This window comes from Curtobacterium sp. WHRI 8282, assembly GCF_040223925.2.
Lineage (GTDB): Bacteria > Actinomycetota > Actinomycetes > Actinomycetales > Microbacteriaceae > Curtobacterium > Curtobacterium flaccumfaciens.
Map to the genome: position 1 here is coordinate 221,089 of NZ_JBEHCD020000004.1, position 16,614 is coordinate 237,702.

Annotated in this window: 15 protein-coding genes; 10 read left to right on the plus strand and 5 right to left on the minus strand. The window is 72.6% G+C overall.

What is annotated here, in order from left to right; translation table 11 throughout:
• Position 1: 1 nt before the first annotated feature.
• Complete coding sequence (locus ABRP24_RS14910; RefSeq protein WP_027466433.1) at positions 2 to 337, minus strand: WXG100 family type VII secretion target; 336 nt, start codon at positions 335 to 337, stop codon at positions 2 to 4.
• Between the two features lie 98 nt (positions 338 to 435).
• On the opposite strand from ABRP24_RS14910, the gene ABRP24_RS14915 reads away from it, so the two are divergent.
• Genes ABRP24_RS14915 through ABRP24_RS14950 form a run of 8 tightly spaced genes read left to right on the plus strand, consistent with a single transcriptional unit; the run spans position 436 to position 10,137 of the window.
• On the plus strand, positions 436 to 1,548 hold the full coding sequence (locus ABRP24_RS14915; RefSeq protein WP_349849014.1) for an FHA domain-containing protein: 1,113 nt from the start codon (positions 436 to 438) through the stop codon (positions 1,546 to 1,548).
• Positions 1,545 to 2,654 carry a DUF6177 family protein gene (locus ABRP24_RS14920; protein ID WP_349849016.1) on the plus strand — a complete coding sequence of 370 codons (1,110 nt, stop codon included), beginning with the start codon at positions 1,545 to 1,547 and terminating at the stop codon, positions 2,652 to 2,654. The genes ABRP24_RS14915 and ABRP24_RS14920 overlap by 4 nt, the downstream gene beginning before the upstream one ends.
• On the plus strand, positions 2,638 to 2,916 hold the full coding sequence (locus tag ABRP24_RS14925) for a hypothetical protein (protein ID WP_051596901.1): 279 nt from the start codon (positions 2,638 to 2,640) through the stop codon (positions 2,914 to 2,916). The genes ABRP24_RS14920 and ABRP24_RS14925 overlap by 17 nt, the downstream gene beginning before the upstream one ends.
• Positions 2,913 to 4,280 (plus strand): EsaB/YukD family protein, encoded by a 1,368-nt coding sequence (locus ABRP24_RS14930; RefSeq protein ID WP_301600696.1) that lies wholly within the window; start codon positions 2,913 to 2,915, stop codon positions 4,278 to 4,280. The genes ABRP24_RS14925 and ABRP24_RS14930 overlap by 4 nt, the downstream gene beginning before the upstream one ends.
• A gap of 2 nt (positions 4,281 to 4,282) precedes the next feature.
• On the plus strand, positions 4,283 to 5,137 hold the full coding sequence (locus ABRP24_RS14935; RefSeq protein WP_349849020.1) for a hypothetical protein: 855 nt from the start codon (positions 4,283 to 4,285) through the stop codon (positions 5,135 to 5,137).
• On the plus strand, positions 5,134 to 9,198 hold the full coding sequence (gene eccCa, locus ABRP24_RS14940; RefSeq protein ID WP_349849022.1) for a type VII secretion protein EccCa: 4,065 nt from the start codon (positions 5,134 to 5,136) through the stop codon (positions 9,196 to 9,198). Before ABRP24_RS14935 ends, eccCa begins: the two co-directional genes overlap by 4 nt.
• The gene (locus tag ABRP24_RS14945; protein ID WP_232749984.1) at positions 9,188 to 9,532 is read left to right on the plus strand and encodes a hypothetical protein; all 345 of its coding nucleotides are present in this window, start codon (positions 9,188 to 9,190) and stop codon (positions 9,530 to 9,532) included. Before eccCa ends, ABRP24_RS14945 begins: the two co-directional genes overlap by 11 nt.
• Positions 9,529 to 10,137: a hypothetical protein gene (locus ABRP24_RS14950; RefSeq protein ID WP_176709055.1), complete on the plus strand. Its 609-nt coding sequence runs from the start codon at positions 9,529 to 9,531 to the stop codon at positions 10,135 to 10,137. The genes ABRP24_RS14945 and ABRP24_RS14950 overlap by 4 nt, the downstream gene beginning before the upstream one ends.
• 73 nt (positions 10,138 to 10,210) lie before the next feature.
• On the opposite strand, the gene ABRP24_RS14955 is transcribed toward ABRP24_RS14950, so the two are convergent.
• The 4 genes from ABRP24_RS14955 to ptsP form a co-directional block, all read right to left on the minus strand.
• Positions 10,211 to 11,368 (minus strand): mannitol-1-phosphate 5-dehydrogenase, encoded by a 1,158-nt coding sequence (locus tag ABRP24_RS14955; RefSeq protein WP_349849025.1) that lies wholly within the window; start codon positions 11,366 to 11,368, stop codon positions 10,211 to 10,213.
• Positions 11,365 to 11,802 carry a PTS sugar transporter subunit IIA gene (locus ABRP24_RS14960; RefSeq protein ID WP_071244331.1) on the minus strand — a complete coding sequence of 146 codons (438 nt, stop codon included), beginning with the start codon at positions 11,800 to 11,802 and terminating at the stop codon, positions 11,365 to 11,367. The genes ABRP24_RS14955 and ABRP24_RS14960 overlap by 4 nt, the downstream gene beginning before the upstream one ends.
• An 88-nt stretch (positions 11,803 to 11,890) precedes the next feature.
• Positions 11,891 to 13,438, minus strand: a complete 1,548-nt coding sequence (locus ABRP24_RS14965) for a PTS mannitol transporter subunit IICB (RefSeq protein WP_027466425.1) — start codon at positions 13,436 to 13,438, stop codon at positions 11,891 to 11,893.
• 68 nt (positions 13,439 to 13,506) lie between these two features.
• Positions 13,507 to 15,165, minus strand: a complete 1,659-nt coding sequence (gene ptsP / locus ABRP24_RS14970; RefSeq protein ID WP_027466424.1) for a phosphoenolpyruvate--protein phosphotransferase — start codon at positions 15,163 to 15,165, stop codon at positions 13,507 to 13,509.
• 251 nt (positions 15,166 to 15,416) lie between these two features.
• On the opposite strand from ptsP, the gene ABRP24_RS14975 reads away from it, so the two are divergent.
• Complete coding sequence (locus ABRP24_RS14975) at positions 15,417 to 16,187, plus strand: DeoR/GlpR family DNA-binding transcription regulator (RefSeq protein WP_027466423.1); 771 nt, start codon at positions 15,417 to 15,419, stop codon at positions 16,185 to 16,187.
• A 69-nt stretch (positions 16,188 to 16,256) separates the two neighbouring features.
• Positions 16,257 to 16,529: an HPr family phosphocarrier protein gene (locus tag ABRP24_RS14980; protein ID WP_022905912.1), complete on the plus strand. Its 273-nt coding sequence runs from the start codon at positions 16,257 to 16,259 to the stop codon at positions 16,527 to 16,529.
• Positions 16,530 to 16,614 lie beyond the last annotated feature (85 nt).

The following is a 16,614-nucleotide window of genomic DNA, read 5'->3' on the forward strand; positions in this document are numbered from 1 at the left end:
GTCAGGCGCGGCCGCTGAAGCGGGCCGCGTCGAAGTTCGAGCTGCCCTCGAGCGAGCTCGTGGACTGCGCCATGTCCTGGTCGCCTTCCTGGAACGAACGGTCCATGCCCGAGATGCCCTGCAGCACGCTCGCGAGCGCACCGTTCAGCTCGTTGGCGATGGTGTCGGTCTCGGCCTTGAAACGGTCGAAGGCCTGTCGACCGGCACCGTTGAAGCGACCCTGCAGCGGCTCGGCCGAGTCGGCCAGCTTGCGCACGAGCGTCCCCAGGTCACCGGAAGCACCGGACGTCTGCTTGGTCAGGTTGGTCAGGACCTGAGCCCCCATCGCGAACTTCATCGCGCATCCTCTCCGTCGTTCCCCCACCCCGAACGGGTGACAGCGAATACACGCAGCGTAGACCACGTCCGCCGCGCGCGTCACCCTCCGGTTCTGACATGATCGTTCCTGCCGAGGGGAGGTGGGGCATGTCGTCGATCGTGGTCGAGTCCGTGGTACCCGTGCTGACCTGTGGTCGCTGCGGGGTCGCGACGAGCCAGGGCCAGCGCTTCTGCACCGACTGCGGTGCCCTCCTCGGGCGCACGATCGGCTCCGCCGAGTACGACGCCGTGCAGGGCGTCGCCACGGCCCCGGCCGGTGCTGTCGTCCTCGCCCGGCTGGTGGACGTCGTCGTCTGCCTGCTCGGCGGTGCCGCCGGCGCCGCCCTCCTCTTCCTCGCCCACACCGCGGTCCCCTCCTCCGACCCCGTGGGCACCGCCGTCGCCGGAGCGGTCGCCGGGCTCGTCGTGACGACCGCGATCGTGGTGATGCGTGCCTCCAGGACGGGCCGCGGGCCGGGCGGGCTGCTCCTCCGTACCCGCGTCGTCGACGTCGACGACGCGCTGCCCGCCGGGCCCTTCCGACAGCTCGCCCGGCTCGGTGGCGGTCGGCACCGACGTGCGCCCGGAGCCGGCCCCTGGGCCGCGGCGACGGGCACGCTGACCGCGTCACTGAACCGCGGACGCGAGCCGCTCGATCCCGCCGTGCCCGCGCTCGGCACCGCCTTCGGTGCCGCCGCGTCGGCGGGTGTCCGTCCGGGGTCGGCGCCGCTGCCTGGAGGCGCGGTGCAGGCTGGTCTCGACGCCACCCGTCGCGCGGGGTTCGGTCCCACCCCCGCGGCCGGGTTCGCGGCGGTGCCCGCGCCGACCGCACCGGTGGCCGACGACTCGGTACCGCCCGACGCGGTCGTCCTGCGGTTCGACTCCGGCGCCGTGCACTGGTTCGCCGGAACCTGCGTGATCGGCCGGAACCCCGAGGCGGAGCCCGGTATCGCCACGGTCGCGGTGCCGGACCTGTCGCGCACGCTCTCGAAGACGCACGTCGCTCTCGTGCAGGCCGGCGGAGTCGTCCTGATCCGTGACCTCGGTTCGACCAACGGCACCTCGGTGGTCCGTCCGGACGCCTCGTTCGAGGACCTCGTCCCCAGCGTGGACCTGCCCGTGCCCGCCGGTTCGACGGTCCGGATCGGCGACCACGCCTTCGTGGTCGCCCGGATCGGGGCCACGACGTGAACCCGCTCCGACACGACACCGCCGAGGACGACCGTCCGGGCGCGACGCACCCGCTCGTCGACTCGGCGGGCGACGGCAGCATCCGCTACGAGACCCGCGCGGCGATCGTGCGGCTCGGACGTGCCCAGGCGGACCTGCTCGCCACCGCGGCAGGCGGGGGCGCCCGCCCGATCCTGGTGACCGACGGCCTGTCCGTCGTGACCGAGGCCTTCCGCCAGGCGTTGCTCGACTGCGGCGGGGCGTGGGTCGTCCGCGGCGACGACGGCCTGCGGAACGGACTCGACGGCGGACGGCTCGACGACTTCACGGACGCGCTCCGGACCGGCCCGCCGACCTCGGTGCAGGACGTCGCCGTCGGGTACCTGCGCCCCTGGACGCCGACGGCGGAACACCTCGTCGTCTCGGTGTCCGTCCGGCACCGGGCCGCGGACGAGACCGTCCTCGGGGCCACCACCGAACTCCTAGCGACGGAGCTCGCCGGGGCGGCACCGACCGGCTGGGGGACGCACGAACCCGCCGGTCAGGCGTGGGACCGGCACACCCTCACCGAGGCCGCTCGCTCGCGGATGCCCGACTCCACGCGGTTCCTCGCCGTCGGTTCGCCCGACGCGCCCCTCGCGGTGACGATCGCCGCGCAGCGCACCGAGCACGGCGTCGAGGAGCTCACCACCGGGCTGCTCGCGGTCGGGGCACTCGGGGACACCGTCTCCGAGATGCGGGTCGCCGCCGTCCCGCAGGTGCTCGGGCGGCTCGCCACGACGCAGCTGCCGCTCTTCGCCCTGGTGCTCCGGCGCCCGGGCCGCGCGGACCTCGCGCAGGCGCCGCGACTGTCCCCGCCCCCGCTGCCGGTCGCGATGCTCCTCGGTGCGCCGGCCGTCCGGCAGCTCGACCTCGACGTCGAGGCGATGCGCGACCGCTTCGGCGCCGTCATCGCCGGACGCCCTCGGATCCCGGCGCTCGTGCTGCCCTTCGGGCGGCGGCAGGACCGCAACCCGGTCGACGAGCTGGCCGACGTCATCGACCACATCGGGCCCGACCGCGTCGCCGACGCCGTCGGGATGGACGACCGGACGAGGGAGCAGGTGCAGCGTGCCGCGGAACAGTGACTCGATCCTGCTGGAGAGCGTCTCGACGCACCGCCGACGACTCCGGCAGGCGTTCGTGCTCGGTCGCCTCGCCGACCGCCGGTTGGTGAACGACAACGTCAAGCGGTTCATCGGCAGCGTGGTGCTCGCCGCGGTCGTGGGGGTCGGGTGCCTCGGGTACTCCTTCGTCACGAACGCGCTGGCGCAGCAGGCCGCCCAGCAACAGGCGCAGCAGACACCGCGACCGGTGCCGACCACGCAACCCCAGCAGGAGACCAATTGAGCGACTTCACCCGCGTGACCGTCGTCGGTGTCGGCCGCCGTGCAGACGTCGTCGTCGCCTCCGACGAGCCGTTCGCCGGACTGCTGCCGCGGCTGGTCGACATCCTCGACGAACCGATCGCGGACAGCGCGCAACCCGTCGCCATCGTGCGCGTCACCGGTGAAGAGGTCTCCCTGGCAGCGGACGCCGCCACACAGGAGATCGCCGACGGCGAGGTCCTGCACCTCGTCCGTCGCGCCGACGCACCACCGCCGCCCGAGGTCTCGGACGTCACCGACGCCGTCGCGGACTCGCTCGGCCGTCGTCGCGACGGCTGGGGCACCGCCGCACGCTGGTCAGTCGCCGCCGCCGCCGTCGGGGCCACCGCCTCGGTCGCGGGCACCCTCGTGGTCGCCGCGTTCACCGTCGCCTCGGTCCGAGCCGCGTTCGACGGCGGGACCGTCTCCCCCGCACTGTTGCCGTCCGTGCTCGTCGGCAGCGGCGTGGTCCTGGCGATCGCGGCGCTCGTCGCGGGTCGTGCCGGGGCACGCTGGACCGGCATCGCCCTCACGGCCGCGGCCACCGGGCTCGCGCTGCCGATCGGGCTGGCCGTCGGACCGGTCGTCGGGCGGGACGGCGACCAACCCGCGATGGTCGCCGCCCTGGTGCTCGTCTGGGCGTGGATCGCGCTCGGCCTCGGACTCGGCGTCGGACAGCGCACGCGGACGATCGGCGTCGCGGCCGTCGTCGGCGTCGTGCTCCCGCTGCTCGGCATGCTCACCTGGCTCACTCCGGCGCCGCAGGCCGCCGGCTGGGGCGTGGTCGGGATCGCAGCCATCGCCGTCTGCGGGCTCCTGCCCTCGGTCGCGATGTCCTCCGCCGGACTGACCGGCCTCGACGACCGTGTGAGCGGCGGCGAGCCCGTCGCTCGCGCCCGCGTCGTCACGGCGCTCGAGGACGCGTACCGAGCACTCGACTGGACGACCGCCGCGGTGGCCGCCCCCATCGCCCTCGCCGGCGCCGCACTCGTCTCCGACCGCGACCCCTGGGCCGTCGGGCTCGGCGCCGCGGTGGTCGTCGTCGCCGCACTCCGCACCCGCGCCTTCCCGCTGACGCTGCAGGGCGTGCTGCTCTGGAGCGCCGTCGTGGTCGCCGCGGTGCTCGGGCTCCTCGGTCACGCCACCACCGCACCGTTCCAGGTGCTCGGCGCGCTCGCAGGCCTCGGGGTGCTCGGAGCCCTGCTCGCCGGGGTCCGGCCGGCCGCACACCAGCGAGCGCGCCTGCGGTCGCTCGGCAACGTCCTCGAGACGATCTCGGTCGTCGTGGCACTGCCGCTGCTGCTCGGCACCTTCGGCCTCTTCGCCGCACTCCTGGAGACGTTCTGACCATGCGGCTCCTCGACGACGTCGTCCCCGCGCTCGGGCGGGCGTTCTTCGGCAGCGTGGCCGGTGGTGCACGCGAGCTCGACGATGCGCACCGGGCCATCCGGCAGGCCGTTCCCACCAGTCGGCGCATCGCGTTCGCCTCGCTCCGGGGCGGCACCGGCTGCTCCGTGACCGCGGCAGCCGTGGCGACCGTGCTCGCCCGTCGTCGCTCCGGACGGGTGCTCGGCGTGGACGGTGCCGCCGGGCTGCGCTCGTTCGCCACCCACGCCGGCGCCGACCGGACGGACCCGACGCCGCGGTCCGAGCGCCGCGACGCCGCCCGGACGTCCTGGGACGCGACCGACGGTCTGGCGGTGACCCCGCCCGGACTGCACGTGCTGCGGATCGGCGACCCGCGCCTCCCGAGCCGACAGGCCGCACCCGCCGAGTGGACCGACGCCGTCGAACCGATCGCGCGGTTCTTCGACGTCGTCGTCGGGGACTGGGGGTCCAGGAGCCCGTTCGTCGACCTCGGCGCCGTGGCTGCCGATGCCCACGTCGTCGCCCTCGTCACCGGCCCGGACCGCCCCGCAATCGAGGAGGGCGTCGCCCACGCCGACGCCGTCCGGCGGCACGCACCGGACACGCGCGTCCTGGTCGTCCCGGTCGACACCACGGGGGCTGGCCTCCGGGCCGCGCGCACCGCCGTCCGGTGGCCCGGGCACGCCGTCCACCCGATCCCGGGCGACCCGAGCGTCGCCGGGGGCGGCGAACGCCCCACGGCCTCGCGGATCGCGCTCATCCACCTGACGGCAGCGCTCGTCGACGCCGCGGTCGACCGTCGCACCAGCCGCACGACCCCGGAGGTCGCCCGGTGAACCGCGTCGTGCACCGGCCCGCCCGGGTCTCCACCCCGCTCGTCCGTCCCGAGGCCGAGCAACTCGCCCCGCCACCGCAGCTCCCGGAGGGGCCGAGTGGCGGCCTCCCGCTGCAGTCGCTGCTGCCGGTCGTCGGTGCGATCTCGTCGGTCGTGATGATGGTCGTGCTCCGGGGCAACAACCCGGTGCTCATGGTCGTCGCCGCCCTGGTCTTCGTGGTCGCCCTCGTCGGCGGCCTCGGCATGGCCTTCACCCAGCGGGGCAACGCCGTCCGGAACCGGCGGACGCAGCGCGAGCGGTACCTCGACTACCTCGAGGAACTGCGCGGCGACCTGCGGACGCGCACGACCGCCGTCCGGGAACGGGCCGAGCACGTCGACCCCTCGCCCGACACCCTCCCCCGTCTCGTCGGTGACCCGGCACGCCTCTGGGAACGGCGGCGCACGCACGGCGACTTCCTGCGGGTCCGCGTCGGATCAGGTGACGTGGGGTGGCTCGACCTCGCCGTGCCGCCCGACCAGAACCCGGTGCAGCCGCTCGACCCGCTCATGCTCGCCGAGCTCGAGCAGGTCGCCGAACACTACGGCACCGTGCACGCCATGCCCATCGCAGTCCGACTCGACGGCGCCGGGGACGTCTCGGTCGTCGGCGACCGCGACGCCGTGCTCGAGGTCGCACGGGCACTCGTCGTGCAGCTCGCAGCGCTGCACGCCCCGGACGACCTGCACCTCGCCGCGGCGTTCCCGGCGGCGCGCGCCGATGACTGGGACTGGTTCGACCTGCTCCCGCACGCGCGGATGGACCGCACCTTCGACGGGCCGCTGCGCGCGCGCCGGGTCGCCGAGGACGTCCCGGCGCTCGCCCGCACCCTCGCCGGCGAGCTGGGCGAACGCGCCCGGACCGCCGCGATGTACCGGCGGTCCGGTGACTCGGCCAAGCGCAGCGACCTGCCGCGCCTGGTGGTGTTCGCGGACGAGCACGGCGCCGTCGCCGTTCCACTCGCGCTCCCCGAGGGCGAGACCCGGCCGGAGGACCTCCGGATCACGGTCGTGCACCTCGTCGCCGACCGGCTGCACGAACCGTCGGACGTCCGGGTACGGGTGACTGCGAGGTCGGACGCCCCGGGTGCCGACCGTGGCACGGGCGCCGCATCCGGTGCACGCACGACGCTCCTCGAGATCGTCGACGCCCGCGACGTCGAGGAAGGTGAGCCCGCTCCGGTCCAGCTCGCCGTCTGCGACCCCGTCGCCCCGCCCCTCGTCACCGCCGTCGCGCGAGCGCTCGCACCCCTCCGACTGTCCGCCGACACCGAGCAGCGTGCCGAGTCGTCGGCCGCCATCGGCGTCTCGGACCTGCTCGGGGTCGACGACGTCGCCACGATCGACCCGGACCGCACCTGGCGCCCCCGAGCCCCGCGGGACTTCCTGCGCGTACCGATCGGTGTCGACGACTTCGGCGCTCCGCTGCTGCTCGACCTCAAGGAGTCGGCGCAGCTCGGCATGGGGCCGCACGGTATCTGCATCGGTGCGACCGGATCCGGCAAGAGCGAGATGCTCCGCACCCTCGTGCTCGGCCTCGCGGTGTCGCACCCGCCGGAGGACCTCGCGATGATCCTCGTCGACTACAAGGGCGGTGCCGCGTTCGCCCCGTTCGCCCGCCTCCCGCACGTCGCGGGTCTCATCGACAACCTCGCCGACGACCCGCAGCTCACCCGGCGTGCTCGGGCGTCGATCGCCGGCGAGGTCCGACGGCGCCAGGAGATGCTGCGCGACGCCGGATCGGCGCCCTCCATCACGCACTACCGGGAACTCCGCACCCAGCGACCGGACCTGCCGCCGATGCCGCACCTCGTGCTCGTCATCGACGAGTTCGGCGAGCTGCTCACCGCGGAACCCGAGTTCGTCGACCTGCTCCTCATGATCGGGCGCATCGGACGATCGATCGGCGTGCACCTGCTGCTGTCGAGCCAGCGCATCGAAGCCGGCAAGCTCCGCGGCCTCGACACGTACCTGTCCTACCGGCTCGGCCTGCGCACGTTCTCCGAAGCCGAGAGCCAGGTCGTGCTCGACACGGGCGACGCGTTCCACCTGCCCGCCGTGCCCGGCTACGGCTACCTCAAGGTGGACACGAGCGTGTACACGCGGTTCCGATCCGGCTACGTGTCCGGCCCGGTCGAGGACGCCGCTCCCGCGTCGGCCGTCACCACGTCGTCCGCGGACACCGCCCCCGAGCCGTTCGAGCTGCCCGTCTACAACACGCTGGCGGCCGAGGACGACGCACCCGGTGAGGTCACGCTCGAGGCACCCGACGTCGGGCGGAGCGTCGTCGACGAGGCCGTCGAACGCCTCGACCGCGGCGACCGCGACACCACGCCGGTGTGGCTGCCGCCGCTGCCGACGCGTCTCGCACTCGGCGCCGTCCTCGACCCCAACGCCGTCTCCGACCCGACCGGGGTCACGGTGCCGATCGGCCTGCTCGACGACCCCGCGCGGCAGCGACAGCGGCCGTGGATGCTGGACCTCACGCGGGGCGGCGGACACGTCGCCGTCATCGGAGCACCCGGATCCGGCCGGACCACGTTCCTCCGCACGCTGGCCGCATCGATCGCGCTGACCACGACGCCCCGCCAGGTCAGCGTCTACGGGATGGACCTCGCCGGCGGCGGCCTCGGTCGCATCGAGGGCTTCCCGCACGTCGGCGGTGTCGCCACGCGTGCTGACCGGAACCGCCTGCTCCGGCTGGTCGAGGAGCTGCAGGCGATGATCCGCCTGCGCGAACGGGTGTTCCGCGACCACGGCATCGACTCACTCGCGATGCTCCGCACCCGGCACGCCGCCGGCCGTGTCCCCGAACTGGGATCGGCGGACGTGGTGCTCCTCGTCGACGGGTTCGGCGTGATGCGCACCGAGTTCGAGGAGCTCGAGGACGCCTTCGCCGACCTGCTCCAGCGCGGCGGCAGCTTCGGCATCCACGTCGTCCTCGGGCTCACCCGGTGGAACGAACTCCGGCTCGCGAGCCAGCCACTGATCGGCCAGCGGTTCGAACTGCGCCTCAACGACCCGGCCGACTCCACGATCGCCCGCGCTGCCGCGGCGACCCTGAAGTCCGGCGAGCCCGGTCGAGTCCTCACCGACGGCGAGTTGTTCGGCCAGGTTGCCCTGCCGGTGCTCGACGACGTGGAGGACGGTGTGGTCGGCGACGAGCTCGGCGCCCTCGCGCAGCGGGTCGCCGACAGCTGGGGCGGTCCGGCTGCCGCGCCGATCCGCCTGCTGCCGGAGTCGTTCGACCCCGCCGAGCTCCCGGACCCGCTCGACACCCCGACGACGGTCCCGTTCGCGCTCCGCCAGGACACGATGGACTTCGTGGCCTTCGACCCTGCCGTCGACCAGCACCTGCTGGTGTTCGGTGACACGGCCAGTGGCAAGACCGCGCTCCTCCGGGGGCTGGCGGCCGGGTTCATGGAACGTTCGACGCCGGACGAGCTCGTCCTCGCCTTCATGGACGTCCGCGGCAGCGCTGCGGCCGGGACGCCTGACGACTTCCTCGGCGGGCACGCGGCGAACGGCCGGGACGCCCGGGGGCTCGCCGCGGCCATCGCCGCGGAGCTCGAGCAGCGCGCCGCCGGCACGTCCACCGGACCACGGCCCCGCATCGTGGTGCTCGTCGACGACTACGACATCGTCGCCTCGGCCGGCACCGACCCGCTCGCGCCCCTCATGCCGTACCTGCCGTCGGCGCGTGACCTCGGACTCCACGTCGTGCTCACGCGGCCCGTCGCCGGTGCGGCACGCGCGATGTACGACACCGTGATCCAGTCGATCCGCGACTCGGGTGCGACCGGGCTCGTGCTGAGCGGCGAACGGTCGGAGGGGCAGGTGTTCCCGAAGGTCTACGCGGAGCAGTTCCCGCCCGGCCGTGGGCGTCTCGTCCGACGCGGGACGCCCCCGCGCATCGTACAGGTCGCCCACTTCCCCACGGCGACGACCGTTGCCCCGGCGCAGGCCGACCCCGCCGGTCAGACGACCGTGCTCGACCCGAAGGGAGCCGTCGATGCCCCGTGAGGTGAACATCCTGTCCGCTGCGGCGCCCTCGTCGCTCGCACTGGTCGAGGCCGGAGCGAAGATCGCGCCGGATCTGCGGGTGCGAACGCTCGACCGCGTGGTCACCGAGATCGTCGACGACCGCGGGCGGGCCGTCCTGAGTGTCCAGATGCCCGAGCGTGTCGAGAACGCCGCCGAGATCGCACGACTCGCCCCGTGGGCGACGCGCGCCGCGCCCGTCTGGTGGACCGAGGCCTGGGTTCCGTGGGGGCCGACGGGCGAGGTCGGTGTCGCGATCGTCCAGGCCTTCGCAGCGTCGATCGATGCCCAGCTCCTCGTGGAGGACGGCGCGTGAGCACCACACCCCCGACCTCGGCTCCGTTGCCGCCCATGCCCGGCTCGCGGCGGGCAGCCGCGCAGCGCGCCCGGACCGTGCTCGTCGCCGGGGTCGCCGGCGGCACCGGCACGACGACCGTCGCGGCACTCCTCGCCGATGCGGTCGGCGGACGTCTCGGCGTGGTGGTCCAGGCGACGGACCACTCCGGTGGCGAGCTCGCCGCACGACTCCCCACCCTGCAACCGGCCACCTCACGCGTGACGGTGCACGACATGGGGGCGCACGTCGGCCCTGCCGCCGTCCTCGCGGCGACGCCGGAGAACTCCCTCGTCGTGGTCGGGCGGGCCACCGCCGACGGTGCGGCGGACGTCCGGGCAGCGCTCGCGTCCATCGCCGATGCTCCGGACCCGACCCTCATCGGGCGATCGGTCGTGGTGCTCGTGGACCGCGGCGCGGCGCAAAATCCGGTGGACACCCGTCGGCTGAGCGACACCGGGGTCTCGGCGGTCCTCGTGCTGCGCGCCGACCGCGCGCTCGGCCGTCCCGGTCGGGTCCAGGTGGGAGCGATCAGCGACACCACGATCACGACGGTGTCCGGTCTGCTCACGGCCCTGGGCTGGTAGCCGCGACCGGTGGACGAACGGGAGGCCCGTCACCAGCTGGTGACGGGCCTCCCGTTCGTCGGTGCTGACGTCGTCAGGCGCGCGCGGACCGGATCCGCTCGGTGAACGCAGCGTGCAGCGGGTGCTCCGCAGCGAGACCGGTGATCTGCGTGGCGACGTCCGCGTCGGACGCGTCCGACGCCAGCAGCGCCTGCAGTTCGACGCTCTGCTCGTCGTCCGCGACGTCGAAGCGGAGTGCCGCACCCATCGCGTCCAGCAGCGCCGTCGGCTCCGTGCCGTCCTCGGCCAGCGCGGCGGCGGGCGAGACGAACCGCTCGTCGCGCGACAGCTTGCGGAGCGGCTGGCGGCCGACGCGGGTCACCGTGTCGGGCAGGTGCGGGTTCTCGAACCGGCCGATGATCGCCTGCACGTACGCGCGGTGCACCTCGGGGTCGAGCTCGTGCCGGCGGATGAGCAGGTCGCTCGTCTCGGCGAGCACGGATTCGAGCTCGGAGCGCACGGCGGGGATCGCGATGGCGTCCGAGATCTTGTCGGCCCGGGCGACGAAGCCGTGGTACGCGACGGTGGCGTGCCCGGTGTTCACCGTGAAGAGCTTGCGCTCGATCGATGCGGCGAGGCCGTCGACGTAGTGCGCGCCGGGGATCTCCGGCTCGTTCCCAGCGAACGGCGTGCGGTCGATGGCCCACTCGTAGTAGGTCTCGACGGTGACGTCGAGTCCGCCGCCCTCGGGCTGTGCGGGCACGATGCGGTCGACGGCGGTGTTCGCGAAGACGGCCTTGGCCAGGGCGGCGTCGCGGCCGTCCTCGGGCAGGGCGGCGACGATGAACTCGCGCAGCCGGTCCGTGGCGTTCAGCGCGTTCTCGCACGCCATGACGGCGATCGGTGCGGCGTCCGCGTCACGGGCGACGAGCGCGCGCGCGATGACCGGGGCGATGAACCTCAGGACGTTCGGGCCCACGGCGCACGTGACGATCGCTGCGGTCGCGATCTCGGCGACCACGCCGTCCTCGTCCTGCGCGCTGTTCAGTGCGCGGAAGTTCGTGACCTCGTGGTCCTGGGCGCCGGCCCCGACCTCGTGCACGGTGTACGAGTCGGCTGCGGCCAGGGCGTCGATGAGCGGGGCGGCGACGTCGGCGAAGACGACCTCGTACCCGGCTTCGTGGAGCAGGAGCCCGACGAAGCCGCGGCCGATGTTGCCGGCGCCGAAGTGGACGGCGGTGCTGGTGCTCACTCGTTGACCTCGCCGAGGATCGACAGGATCGCGGCGGTGTCGGCGGCGTCGGTGAGCTTCTGGACCTCGTCCTCGTCGGAGAACACGATCGCGATCTTCGACAGGATGTCGAGGTGCTCGTTGTTCACGCCGGCGATGCCGACGACGAAGCGCACGGGGTTGCCGTCCCAGTCGATCGGGCTGGCGTAGCGGATGAACGACAGGGCGGACGACTTGATGGCGTCCTTCGCGTCGTTGGTACCGTGCGGGATGGCGAGGAAGTTGCCCATGTAGGTGGACACGCTCTTCTCACGCTCGAGCATGGCCGGGTAGTAGTCGGCCGTGACCGCGCCCGCAGCCTCGAGGATCTCGGCCGCCTCCTTCATCGCTTCCGACTTGGTCGGCGCGGTGTCCTCGGTGTGGATGCGGATCTGGCTCTCCTGCAGGACGGGCATCGGGGGTTCTCCTTGTGTTGAGGACGAGATGGAGGGGACGGGTCAGCCCCGTCCCCTCCGATACTGCACTTCGTTACTGGTTGTGGCGTTACTGGTTCTTCAGCTGCTCGACGACCTGGTCGTACTGCGGAGCGTTCATGAAGTTGCCGACCGACACGTGCTGCGCGTTCGGGTTCTTCTGCTTCGCGCGGTCCGTCAGTTCTTCCTGCGTGATGATCAGGTCCTCGTCACCGGACAGGTTCGCGATCGCCTTGTTGGAGACCGTGACCCCTTCGATGCCCGCCTTCTTGATCTTGTTGCGCAGGACGCTGGCGCCCATCGCGCTCGAGCCCATGCCGGCGTCGCAGGCGAAGACCAGGTTCTGGACCTTCGTCGCCGTCGCCGTGCTCGCCGAGCCGACGCCGCCGAGGGAGGCCTCGGCCTCTTCCTCGTTGGCCGGGGAGTTGTTGCCGAGCAGACCGGCGGTCGCCGCGTTGACGTCGCGGCCCTTGTTGGCCTGGAGCTTCGCCATGGCGGCGCTCATGTCTCCGTCGTTGCCTGCGGCGCGGTCGCGCTTGCGGGTGGCGAGGAGGAAGAACGCGGCGACCGCGAACGTCACCGCCGCCGAGAACACGACCGACAGGATGACGCCGACGAAGCTGTCACGGGGCGTGTTGCCGAGCACCGCGATGATCGAGCCCGGAGACGCCGGAGCGGTCAGGCCCGAGTTGAAGATGACGTTCGTCAGCACGCCGGTGCCACCACCGAGGATGACGGCGATGAACAGGACCGGCTTCTGCAGCACGTACGGGAAGTAGATCTCGTGGATGCCACCGAAGAACTGGATGATGATCGCGCCGGGAGCGGTCGAACGGGCGATGCCCATGCCGAAGAAGGAGAAGGCGAGCAGGATGCCGAGGCCCGGACCGGGGTTCGCCTCGAGCAGGAAGAGGATCGACTTGCCCGACTCCTTGACCTGGTCGACGCCGAGCTGGTCGAGCACACCGTGGTTGATGGCGTTGTTCAGGAAGAACACCTTGGCCGGCTCGATGAAGACGCTGGCCAGGGGCAGGAGGGAGTGCGTGATGAGGAACTCCACCGCGACACCGAGCGCGTCGGCGATACCGGTGAAGACCTTCGACAGCCAGAAGAACCCGGCCAGGAACAACCCGAACCCGAGGATGCCCGCGGAGTAGTTGTTGACCAGCATCTCGAAGCCCGGCTTGATCTTGCCGTCCCACAGGCGGTCCATCTGCTTGACCAGGTAGGCGCCGAGGGGGCCACAGATCATCGCGCCGAGGATCATCGTGGTACCGGAGCCGAGGATGACACCCATCGCGAAGATCGAACCGACGACGGCACCGCGGGTCTCGTAGACCATGCGGCCACCCTGGATCGCGATCGCGAGCGGGATGAGGTACGTCAGGATCGGGCCGACGACGCCGACGACGCTCCCGTCGCGGGAACCGCCGAGCGCCGCGACCGGCGTCCAGCCGTCCGGGATGAAGAAGGCCGTGATGATGCCCCACGCGATGAAGATCGCGATGTTGGGCATGACCATGCCGGAGAGGAACGTGCCGAACTTCTGAACGGCGACGCGTGCGCCGCCCCGCGACTTCGCGGGTGCGTCGGGCGCTGCAACGGACGACGTTGTCATGTGCGGTGACTTTCTGTGTGGTGGAGCTGCTGCGTGGTGATGGGAGGGGTGGTGCTGGGGGTGGTGGTTCAGGCGGCGTGCGTCGCGGCCGCGGCAGCGGACTTCGCGGCCGCCGCCGTGCTCGCGGCGAGTGCCGCCGTCGCCATCTCGCGGGCCTGTTCGAGCGTGTAGCGACCGAGTTCGGCGCGCACGTCGGCCAGGGCCGCGGGGGTCATCGAGAGGGTGGTGGCGCCGAGACCGACCAGGACGACGGCGAGCAGCGGGTCGGCTGCTGCCTCGCCGCAGATCCCGACGGCCTTGCCGGCGGTGGCGCCCGCGGTGCCGAGCTGCGCGACGAGGCGCAGGACGGCGGGGTGCCACGGGTCCTGGTAGGACGCGACGGTGCCGAGCATGCGGTCGGCGGCCATCGTGTACTGGGTCAGGTCGTTCGTGCCGATCGACACGAAGTCGGCGTTCTGGAACACCTGCTCGGCCATCAGCGCGAGCGACGGCACCTCGGCCATGACACCCGCGGTGCGGATGCCGAGTTCGCGGGCCAGGGTGACGAAGTACTCGGTCTCCTCGGCGTCGGCGACCATCGGGGCCATGACCCACAGGTCGGCCTCGGTCGCGGCGTCGGCCTGCGCGAGCGCGGTGAGCTGGTCACGCAGGACCTCGGGGTGGTTCCGCAGGGCACGCAGGCCGCGGCGCCCGAGGGCCGGGTTCTCCTCGTCCTTGTCGGTGAGGAACGGCAGGGGCTTGTCGGCGCCCGCGTCGAGCGCGCGCACGACGACCTTCTTGCCGGGGAACGCCGCGAGGAGCTGACGGTACGACTCGGTCTGCTCGTCGACCGTGGGGGCCTTCGGCGAGTCGAGGAAGAGGAACTCGGTGCGGAAGAGCCCCACGCCCTCCGCACCGAGAGCAACGGCGCCGGCGGCGTCGGCGGGGCTGCCGAGGTTCGCGAGCAGGGGCACGACGTGGCCGTCTGCGAGCGCACCCGCGGTGAGCGGTGCTGCTGCGGCGGCGAGGCGGTCGGCGATGCGCTGGTCGACCTCGGCCACGAGCGCGTCGGACGGGTCGGTCGAGACGGTGCCGGCCACGGCGTCGACGACGACGTGGACGCCGTCGGCCAGGTCGTCGGCACCGGTCACACCGACGATGGCGGTGATGCCCTTGGCACGGGCGAGGATCGCGGTGTGCGAGGTCGGGCCGCCGTCACGGGTGACGAGCGCCAGGACCTTCTCGAGGTCGAGCAGCGCGGTGTCCGCCGGGGCGAGGTCGCGGGCGACGAGGACGAAGGGGGTGTCCGACTCGGGGACGCCGGGGGCGTGCACGCCGCGGAGCTTGGCGATGATGCGCTGGGCGACGTCGTCGAGGTCGGCCGCGCGCTCCCCCATGTAGCCGCCCATGCCGACGAGCAGGTCGCGGAACTGGGCGAACGCCTCGTACACGGCTCGCTCGGCGTTGGTGCCGCCGTCGATGCGGGTGTGCACGTCGTCGAGGAGCGTCGGGTCCTGCGCCATGAGCGCCTGGGCCTCGAGCACGGCCTGGGCGTCGCCACCGGCGAGCTGCCCGCGCTTGTTGAGGTCGTCCGCCACGGCGGCCAGTGCGTCGTGCACGGCCTGCTTCGCGTCGTCGGCCGAGCCCACCAGGGCGTCCTTCGACGGTTCGCCGAGCGGGTCAGCCATCCGGAGCACGGGGCCGTGGGCAACGCCACGGCCGACGCCGGTGCCGAGCAGTTCGGACATTCGAGACTCCTTCATCTCACACGCGCTTGCGGTGGGGTGGATCGTTCGGTGCACACGACACGGGAACGGACCACGCCCGTGCGGCTGAGCAGCACACTACCCCGCTTCGCGTTGACAAACAAACACATCCGGGGATAAAAATACAGAAACAGATGCCCGTTTGCGTCTGGCGGATCGAACGCAGGGGACGACATCGCGCATGTCGTGCCCGAGCATGTCCGTTCCGTTCCGACCCGAGACGACGAGGTCCGATGTACGCACCAGAACGCCACCAGCGCATCGTCGAGCAGGCGCGCGCGCAGGGCCGGGTGGACGTCAAGGACCTGGCCGAGTTGCTCGCCGTCACGCCCGAGACCATCCGCCGCGACCTGACGAGCCTCGAGCGCCGCGGCCTCGTCCGTCGTGCGCACGGCGGTGCGATCCCCGTCGAGCGGATCACCCTGCACCCCGGCGTCGGCGACCGCGGCGGGATCAACCAGACCGAGAAGATGGTCATCGCCGAGGCCGCCCTGGCGGAACTGCCGGAGAACGGCTCGATCATGATCGACGCCGGCACCTCGACCATCTGCCTCGCCGAGCTGCTGCCGACCGACCGCGGGCTGACCGTCGTCACGCACTCGCTCCCCGTCGCCACCGCCGTCGCGAACCGCCCGGGCATCGACCTGCACCTGCTCGGCGGCAACATCCGCAGCGACTCCCTGGCCGGCGTCGGCACCTGGACGCACCAGCTCATCGGCATGGTCAGCGTCGACGTCGCCTTCATCAGCATCAACGGCATCACGCCGGAGCGCGGCCTGACGACCCACAACATGGCCGAGGCCGCCGTGAAGAGCGCGATGATCAAGTCCGCACGACGGAGCATCCTGCTCGCCGACCACACCAAGTTCGGCCGCGAGGAGTTCGGTCGCGTCGCCCCGCTCGCCGCGATCGACACGATCATCACCGACCCCGCCGTCAACCTCGACCTGGTCCGCGAGGTCGAGGCCGCCGGCACCGAGGTCTTCTGGCCAGGCCGACCCTGACCGTGCCCCGTTCCCGCCCACCCAGCGCTCGCTAGCATGAGCCAACCACCCATCGACAGGAGTACATCGATGTCCGAAGCCACCCGCACCGTGACCGTCGCCAGCGCATCCGGCCTGCACGCTCGCCCCGCATCCCTCTTCGTCCAGACCGTGACGGCGTCGGGGCACCAGGTCACGATCGCCAAGGGCGACAAGTCCGGGAACGCCGGCAGCATCCTCGCCCTGCTCGGGCTCGGCATCGAGAACGGCGACGAGGTCACCCTCACCGTGTCGGGCGACGACGCCGAGACCACGGCGGACAGCCTGGTCGAGTTCCTCAAGACGGACCACGACGCGGCCTGATCGCGCAGGTGGCGTCCTGCACGCGACCACCAGACGGACGGGAGGCCCGTGGCTGCGCAGCCACGGGCCTCCCGTCCGTCGTCCG